The 7,644-nt window shown below is 56.3% G+C and carries 5 protein-coding genes and 1 pseudogene; 2 read left to right on the top strand and 4 right to left on the bottom strand.

Annotation, left to right across the window (positions count from 1 at the left end; translation table 11 throughout):
- The first annotated feature begins 233 nt into the window (after positions 1 to 233).
- Positions 234 to 1,466: an HlyD family efflux transporter periplasmic adaptor subunit gene (locus tag AAAC48_RS06660; protein WP_340653431.1), complete on the top strand. Its 1,233-nt coding sequence runs from the start codon at positions 234 to 236 to the stop codon at positions 1,464 to 1,466.
- Positions 1,448 to 3,448, top strand: a complete 2,001-nt coding sequence (locus AAAC48_RS06655; protein ID WP_340653430.1) for a glycosyltransferase — start codon at positions 1,448 to 1,450, stop codon at positions 3,446 to 3,448. Before AAAC48_RS06660 ends, AAAC48_RS06655 begins: the two co-directional genes overlap by 19 nt.
- Positions 3,449 to 3,658: 210 nt before the next feature.
- Here the strand turns inward: AAAC48_RS06655 and AAAC48_RS06650 are convergent, their stop codons facing one another.
- The 4 genes and pseudogenes from AAAC48_RS06650 to AAAC48_RS06635 form a co-directional block, all read right to left on the bottom strand.
- Positions 3,659 to 4,003 carry a VOC family protein gene (locus AAAC48_RS06650; protein WP_340653429.1) on the bottom strand — a complete coding sequence of 115 codons (345 nt, stop codon included), beginning with the start codon at positions 4,001 to 4,003 and terminating at the stop codon, positions 3,659 to 3,661.
- A gap of 13 nt (positions 4,004 to 4,016) precedes the next feature.
- Complete coding sequence (locus tag AAAC48_RS06645; RefSeq protein ID WP_340653428.1) at positions 4,017 to 4,958, bottom strand: complex I NDUFA9 subunit family protein; 942 nt, start codon at positions 4,956 to 4,958, stop codon at positions 4,017 to 4,019.
- Positions 4,959 to 5,801: 843 nt separating this feature from the next.
- A complete protein-coding gene (locus AAAC48_RS06640; protein ID WP_340653427.1) occupies positions 5,802 to 7,346 on the bottom strand; it encodes an indolepyruvate oxidoreductase subunit beta family protein in 1,545 nt (514 codons plus the stop codon).
- A 1-nt stretch (position 7,347) separates the two neighbouring features.
- Positions 7,348 to 7,644 (bottom strand): annotated as a pseudogene (locus AAAC48_RS06635) (indolepyruvate ferredoxin oxidoreductase); the annotation flags it as partial.

The following is a 7,644-nucleotide window of genomic DNA, read 5'->3' as shown; positions in this document are numbered from 1 at the left end:
GAATGTCAGTCGACGAAGAAACCACGTCGGAGCAGTCAGGTGAAGTCGAGGAGGGAATAATGCTAGCTGCGAAAGGAAACCTGCCGTTGCCGGAAGCCACAATTCCTCATTCCAATAGATCATTTGCTGATTAACGATTCAGTGTGATTCATCCATTACACCAAAGAGTTGAGCTGAGAACGATAACTTGGTAGCCGCCATACCTTGGCGACTTGGATCATTGGATATCGAGTATGATCTGGAATCACCGTCTTTTGCGCATCGCTGTCGGACTGTTGCTCGTCGGACTGGTGCTTGTTGTTCTGTTGCCCGGGTTGACCGGTTATACAAGCCTTGATGGGACCGTGAATGCCCGTTTTGCTATTGTGAACGCCCCCATTGACGGCACCATCGCTCAAGCAACCCCGAAAGTCGGCACACCTCTTGTCGAAGGAAAGCCTCTTTTGTTGATTCACAACGAGCGGGTGAACCGATCGGTTCTGGCCTCGTTGAGCGCTGAGCGCAAGACTGCGCTCGACCGGGTTACCGCTCTTCGCCGCGAGCGCGGCGAGTTGGCACAGCTTCGCGACGAATTGGCCAATCGCTTGAACATTTATAAGGAAGCGACAATCGCCAGTATCCAGCAGGATCTGTCCATCCTGCGCAAGCGCGTCGAGACCTCAGAGGCCCAAAACATCGCAGCCCAAGCCGATCTAATACGTAGGCGGCAGCTCGGATCGCAGGGGATTGTTTCCAACAACATTGTCGAGCTTGCTCGGGCGGCAGAGGTCATGGCAACCGGACAAGTAACAATTAGCAACATGAGCGTCGATCAGCTTGAACAGAAGTTGGAGGCCCTACGGAAAGGCGTTTTCGTCGCGGGCGACGGTCAGAACGATGTGCCGTATTCGCGCCAGAGGCAGGATGAAGTCATCGTACGCATCAGTGACATCGACACGCGCATAACGGAAAATGAAACCCGCGCTGCGCAGATTGAAAAACAGATGATCGAGGAGGAAAACCGCGTAAAGAACCTTGAAACCGCAATTGTACCTGTTCCGTTCGACGGTGTTGTCTGGCGCAGCAGCGTAATCAATGGCTCCAACGTCATTCTCAACAATGAACTCATGCGAATCCTCGATTGCCGTGAACTCTTTGTGGACATCCTTGTTCCTGAGATCGACTACGACGAGATTTTTCCCGGACGGGAGGCGCAAATACGCCTGCTTGGACGTGGCGACGTCTTGAAAGGCACGGTTCTATCGGTTCGCGGCAGCGCAGCTGTCGTTGAGGAGGATCCTCTGGCAGCAAATCTGCCGGCAACCAAGGAGCGCAATGCTCGTATCAGAGTGGGCCTTTCACCCTCGGCGCTAAACACCGATTCTGCCAATTTCTGCCAGGTCGGGCGCTCCGTTCAGGTGCGTTTTGCAAAACGCAATATTCAATGGACACGATGGTTGGAAAGCCTATGGTTCAGCATCTCGTAGTCCTTGCACCAACGATTCTCGTCGTTGCGTTTTTCTTGCTCGGCCCCTTTAACTGGTCGCGCCATCATACATGGACGCGGGCCGTCACGTGTATTGTCGTATTTGCCGTGGCGGCCCGCTACCTTTGGTGGCGCCTCACGGAAACCGTGTTGCCGTATCCGAGTGACGGCAGCAATTTTTACTGGGTCTGGTTTATATTTATTATTGAGCTCCTGGCTTTTTCTGACGTTGTGCTCTTCCTCATACTCATGAGCCGGTATGTGGATAGAAGTGCCGAAGCCGACGCACTCGCACCGGCATTTTTTCGCCGCGACCAACGCGCACTGCCAACCGTGGATGTTTTCATTCCAACGTATAACGAACCATTGGACGTACTGGAACGGACAATCATAGGTGCGCTCGCTATCGACTACCCAAAACACAAGTTGAAGGTTTATGTTCTCGACGACATGCGCCGTGACTGGTTACGAGCCTTTTGCGAAGAGAAGGGTGCTCTGCATGTCACACGGCCCGACAACTCCCATGCCAAGGCTGGCAACATGAACAATGGCCTTAAGGTCAGTTCCGGTGATTTTATTGCGATCTTCGATGCGGATTTCGTCCCCTACCGTCACTTTTTGCGACGCACGCTGCCTTTGTTTACCGATCCTGGCATTGGCATCGTGCAAACGCCGCAGCACTTTTTCAACGTCGATCCCGTGCAATCGAATCTTGGCCTTGAGAACATCTGGCCAGATGAGCAGCGCCTCTTCTTCGACGAGATGGCGCCAAGCCGCGATGCCTGGGACGTGAGCTTTTGTTGCGGATCATGTTCGATTGCGCGGCGCAAGGCACTTGACGAGATAGGCGGTTTTCCCACCGAGTCGATCACCGAGGATTTGCTGACCACGCTCTCCATGCTGAACCGAGGTTACAAGACACGGTATCTCAACGAGCGCCTGTCGATGGGTCTCGCCGCAGAGAACTTGACAGGCTATTTCGTTCAGCGTGAGCGCTGGTGCCAAGGAGGCATTCAGACACTTTATCTCCACAACGGCCCCTTGCGCGGTCCGGGGTTATCGCTGTTTCAGCGCGTCATGTTTCTGCCCATGTCTTGGCTAGTTCAGTACCCCGTGCGCCTGACCATATTGATTGTGCCTGTGGTTTATCTTTGGCTTGGAGCGCTTCCCCTCTACTTTACCAGCGTTTCGGAATATCTGTCCCATCAGTTGCCGGTTCTCGCCGCCTATTTCCTGCTGATGATATGGATTACGCCGACACGTTATCTGCCTGTCGTGTCGAGTGCGATTGGCACTTTTGCAACCTTTCGTATGCTGCCAACTGTCGTTTCCAGTATCGTTAAGCCCTTTGGCAAGCCATTCAAGGTTACGCCCAAGGGAACTGGTAACGAGGAGAACCAGTTTGACAAATACAGTTTCGCCTGGATTGCCGCCTTGCTCACTGTCACCGCTATTGGCCTTTTGCTGAACGTCATACCTGAATGGATCAACAGGGGCGACCAGTTTTCGCTCGTTGCAGCGTGCTGGTCCGGCATAAACATTGTTGTTCTTGTTATTGCTTCCCTAATCTGTTTCGAAAAGCCACGTCGGCTTTTCCATGCTTTCAAAGTGGAAGAGACCGTTCGCCTTGATGGGGGCTTCGGCCATCTGGTCAGTCTTGCACTTGATAAGGCAGTCGTTGCTGTCCCCGGCGGAACGCACTTGGCGTCGAAGAATATCTCACTCAAGCTGGATGGGTTTGAGCCATTCCAGGTGGAACACAGGCAGACGACCAGGCGGCGCCGCGGTATAAGCCGTCCCGGGGACAAGCGTAAGGATTATCTGCATCTTCACTTCAAACTGAGCGGGTCCCAGCGCGACCAACTAATTGTCAAGCTCTATACGGGTAATTATTCGCAAGATGTGCCCGAAATCGACAAAACAGCCGTATCTCTCGGTCTGCTGTTACGTGCTTTCGGGCGAACACGATCCGTAAATACATAGTCAATAGTTAGAGGAGGTCTTCACTGGTCGCCCGGACCAAACCGGCGCGCCCTCTCAATTCATCCGCCGTACGCGAAACGTTGCATATATTAGCGTGCGCACAATGCTGGCAAACAGCTCCAATGGTTCCTTTGAAGATGCCGGTAATAGCCGATTTCGATGGGGGCCCAGACCTCATCAATGCTCTTAGTTGCGGCCCAGCCGGCGAACTCAGTCGCGGTCGTAACGCCCGACTGGTCTACTGGGGCGCCGCGGGATACCAGGAGTCTGGCTCAGGATAGTCCCGTCGTCTGGAAAGGCGTATATTTCGAAGCAGTCGTCGTGTCGTCTTCGGTTCCAAAAAACGCGAAATGGTTTCGGCCCCATCCAACTGCCGGACTGTACCTTCTTGTAACCGCGGCGCTCGAATTCAGCCAAACGCTCCTCGAAGGAGATGTTGTTGCAGTTATAGGTGACGTGATGGATCCCCTCGCCTTGTGCTTCCAGGAAGTCAGCGAAAATCGTAGGTCCTGATGTAGGCTCCGTTAGTTCCAGACGTCGGGTGCGGCCGCACAATCTCTTGTTTGTGTTATGCAGCCAATCTATGCGGATGCTCTATCATCCGGATCACTTCACGGATGGCGCGCGGCTGGACCTCCAGTTCGTTCAAACCAGGCAGGTCGGCTGCCGCCACATTGTCGTGACGCATGAGATCGATCTGGTTGCGTGTGAGGGGAGCCCCGGGGAGAAATTCCGCCACGCGCGCCAAAACGTTCCACACCGCGAAAGGCACCGGCATCACCCTGATACGAATATTGAGCTGCGAGGCAATTTCACGAAGCAGTTCCTGATAAGTATAGACGTGCGGGCCGCCGAGTTCGAAGATGGAGGAACCTCCGGGATCATTACCATCGATCAGACGGCTTATGGCTTCCGCAACATCTCCCACATAGACGGGCTGAAGCCGCATTTCGCCATCGCCGAACAGCGGATAGATTGGCAGCAGGCGTATCAGCCTGACCAGGACCGTAAGGAAAACGTCGTCCGGTCCTGTCATGACGGACGGACGGATTATGACGCTTGGAAATGTGCTCATCACGGCATGTTCTCCTCGCCCACGAGCTCTGATGTAACTCGATTCCGATCCAGGATCGGAGCCGATCCCCGAGACGTGGACGAACTGACCGACCTTGCTGTTGCGCGACGCTGCGGCGAGATCCGCTGCTGCTTTCACATGCACGCGCTCAAATGTAAAATTTCCGCGTTCCACATAGAGGCTGACGGCATTTACGACCGCTTGCGAACCGGCGACGGCCAAGGCCACAGAGGGGGGATCCAGGATATCGGCCCGGACGGCTTCCGGAGCGCGCGCATCCGAGGAGAAGAGCGCGGCCACCCGTTCCGGATGTCGCGATGCAGCGCGGACGGTGAGGCCTTTTTCCAGGAGCCGTCTGACGATCCTACGTCCCAAGAATCCGGTTCCGCCGAAGACGGTGACGATTCGTTCAGTGCTTTGACTGCCGCTATTCATTTGTCTGATCCTCTGAACGGCGACACTGCACTAGGGATGAGGAACCGGCGGCTGGTCGGGCACAGAATCAGGCGGGATCACCGGTGTGGTGCCTACATCGGGGGCCGGTTCGACCATCTCAGAGTCGCCCGTCGGTGGCGGTTCTAACACGCCCTTGCATCGTTGGAGAACCGCCGTACCGTGCTCGGCTGAGTCCTCGCCTTGATCAATTTCGCTCTGCCCTTTCGGAGCGACCTGGCAATCCTCGAGCTGTGGCCTTTGGTCACCGGACGGTGGCGCTGAGGGTTCCTGGGCGGTGCTCACTGCCAGATCGACGGTACACAGAAAGCAAGCCGTAACGAGAAATTTCATGAAACTGGGGCTCATCACGCCCTCCGTGTCATGTTGTCTTTATCACTAACCGGTCTGGGCCTCGATTGTTCCAACCTCAAGGCTTTAACACATCCAACCTTCTGATGGCTCTGGATGCATCTTGAACTACCGACTGTGCTAATCGGCTTTCAGACCGCGAACCGCGGCTCTGGAACGCCCTTGATACCAAGTCCAGTAATGGCAAACAGGCTGCCGCGCAGCACGCCGTCTAAAGGAAAGCGCGGCGAGCGGCCCGGTGATTGCGGGATATCTTCACGATTGGACAGGCGGTTATGGAGCTTCAGTGGTCGTAATAGCCATGCTGGCTGTGATACATTCTCTCGTTTGCTATCATTTCATTTAGATCACGACCGGCAGCCCTTAGGCCATGCGCTTGACAACACCTTCCTCGCTCATTCCTAGGGACGAGCGGAGCCTCCGATCGCCTCGTCCCGTAGTTTCGATAGGTCCGAACGGTGTGTCCCAGACGCGTTAGCGGTCCAGCAAAGCAACAGTCTTGAGCGCGCCATCCAGCATGGTGCCCTTTTCGTCTTTCAATGCCGCTTCGCGCAAGCGGCGGATCCAGTCGGCCGCGTCTGCACGCCCCTTCACAATATCCAGCCCGGAGAGCACGCGGTCGAACTTGGACCATCCGCGTGCGTGGGTATCGCTATAGCCCTTGATCAGACGACGGCAGTTGAGAATCTCCACAGCCAGCGCATAATTCTCGCCCACATGATCGAGCGCCAAGCTGTACCAGCGCTGCAGGTGTTGCATTTCCACCTGATGGCGCAACAGCGAACGGCGCCAGCGGCGGAGCCCGCCGACAATCCATAAGAGGGCAAATCCCGACACGCTGTCCGTCCGGATGTGCCGGCCGCGGTTGATGCGACGGTCCAGCCAGGCGGCGAGCCTTGGTCTACCCTCGATATATCGACCGATGCCCGCGGGCATCGTCCCGCAGAACTCCTCGATGCGCGGATGGAAATATTCGGTAAGCTGTAGGACCGTTTCGTCTTTGACGCCCACCTCCGATCGCACGCGCTTGTCGCGTTTGGAGCGCGTCTTGAGATCGGAAACACGGATCATGTCGTCATAGCACATGGCATTGGCTGCGTGCTTGGCCGCAGCGATGGACAATGCATAGTCCTCACTGGCCGAATCCAATCTGACTGCCTGGTCGATCCGGTCGAGATATTCCCCACCATAGGCAATATCCTGGTAGTCCGTGACCTTGCGCAAGCCGAGCATGGCCATTTCACGAACCGCTTGCGGGTAGTTTTCAACACGTGCGCATAGCGACGTCCACTGCGTTACAAGGCGTTGCGGCCCTAGAACGTCTGGACGCGGCGCTTGGCCATTAGCTTGCTTGGGAGCGTCACCAATGTCGCCATCGCGAGCTCTGTCATAAGCCGTGGCAAACGCTTTGAGACTGGCGTCGGCGCCCCGGCCTCCGCTATTAATCGTCTCTTCGTAGGACTTGCGTGCAAACGGCAATACGTCTGCGCCGGCAAGCGCACCCAGCAGGCTGGCGGAGATCATGGAGCCGGCATCGAGTGCGATCTTCTCCATATCGAAACTGACGAAACGTTGTGCCGCGGCTTGTGCTGCGGCAATGACACGGTCGGCGGGCGCGCGGCCATCGCCTGGCGCGATCTTCTCCGACACCGCTGCGATGCGATGCGACGATGCTATGAGCGTGGTGCGATTTGGTGTGACAAAACCCCGGATGATAGCCCGCCCCGCTTCCATCAACTCAGCGGCGACAAGAATATCGACGTCTCCTTGCGCTGGCGACAGGGCGAAAACCGGCAGACGACCGGTGTACCGGCACATCTCGATATAGTAGATCGTCGCGCCGGTTCGCTGCGCGACACCTGCTACCGAGGTTGACTGGGCAAGATAGCCATTGCTCTCGGCCACAGCCGTGATCCAATCGGCAAGAACGCCGCCGCCCTGACCGCCGACGGCAAGCACGGCCAGCTTGATGATACCGTCCGGCTCGACGATGCCTTTTGGGATGGACTGATCGTTCATGTCATACGTCCATGAATTGGAGGCGACGACGCTCGCGCCAGCGCTGCATCGCGCCGATCAGTTTCCGGCGTATCGCGTCAGCAAACTTGTCCCACTGGCCCGGATTATACACGACATCGGCACGATAGAAGGACGGGCAGAGAATGGCTGCGTCCGCTACTTCGCCACAATTACCGCAACCGACGCAGGTTTGGTCGATATGGGCCACCGGATCGTCACGCAACGGATCGTCGAGGGTCTTCACAGAGAGGGATGGGCAGCCCGAGAGGCGCATGCAGGCGTGATCCCCAGTACAGAC

The organism is Phyllobacterium sp. (genome assembly GCF_037994405.1).
Taxonomy (GTDB): domain Bacteria; phylum Pseudomonadota; class Alphaproteobacteria; order Rhizobiales; family Rhizobiaceae; genus Phyllobacterium.
This window is presented reverse-complemented; position numbering and strand designations above follow the sequence as displayed.

Coding starts and splice junctions, on each gene's coding strand:
- AAAC48_RS06660 (WP_340653431.1), top strand. CDS start 234: ATGATCTGGAATCACCGTCTTTTGCGCATCGCTGTCGGACTGTTGCTC.
- AAAC48_RS06640 (WP_340653427.1), bottom strand. CDS start 7,346: ATGAACGATCAGTCCATCCCAAAAGGCATCGTCGAGCCGGACGGTATC.
- AAAC48_RS06645 (WP_340653428.1), bottom strand. CDS start 4,958: ATGAATAGCGGCAGTCAAAGCACTGAACGAATCGTCACCGTCTTCGGC.
- AAAC48_RS06655 (WP_340653430.1), top strand. CDS start 1,448: ATGGTTCAGCATCTCGTAGTCCTTGCACCAACGATTCTCGTCGTTGCG.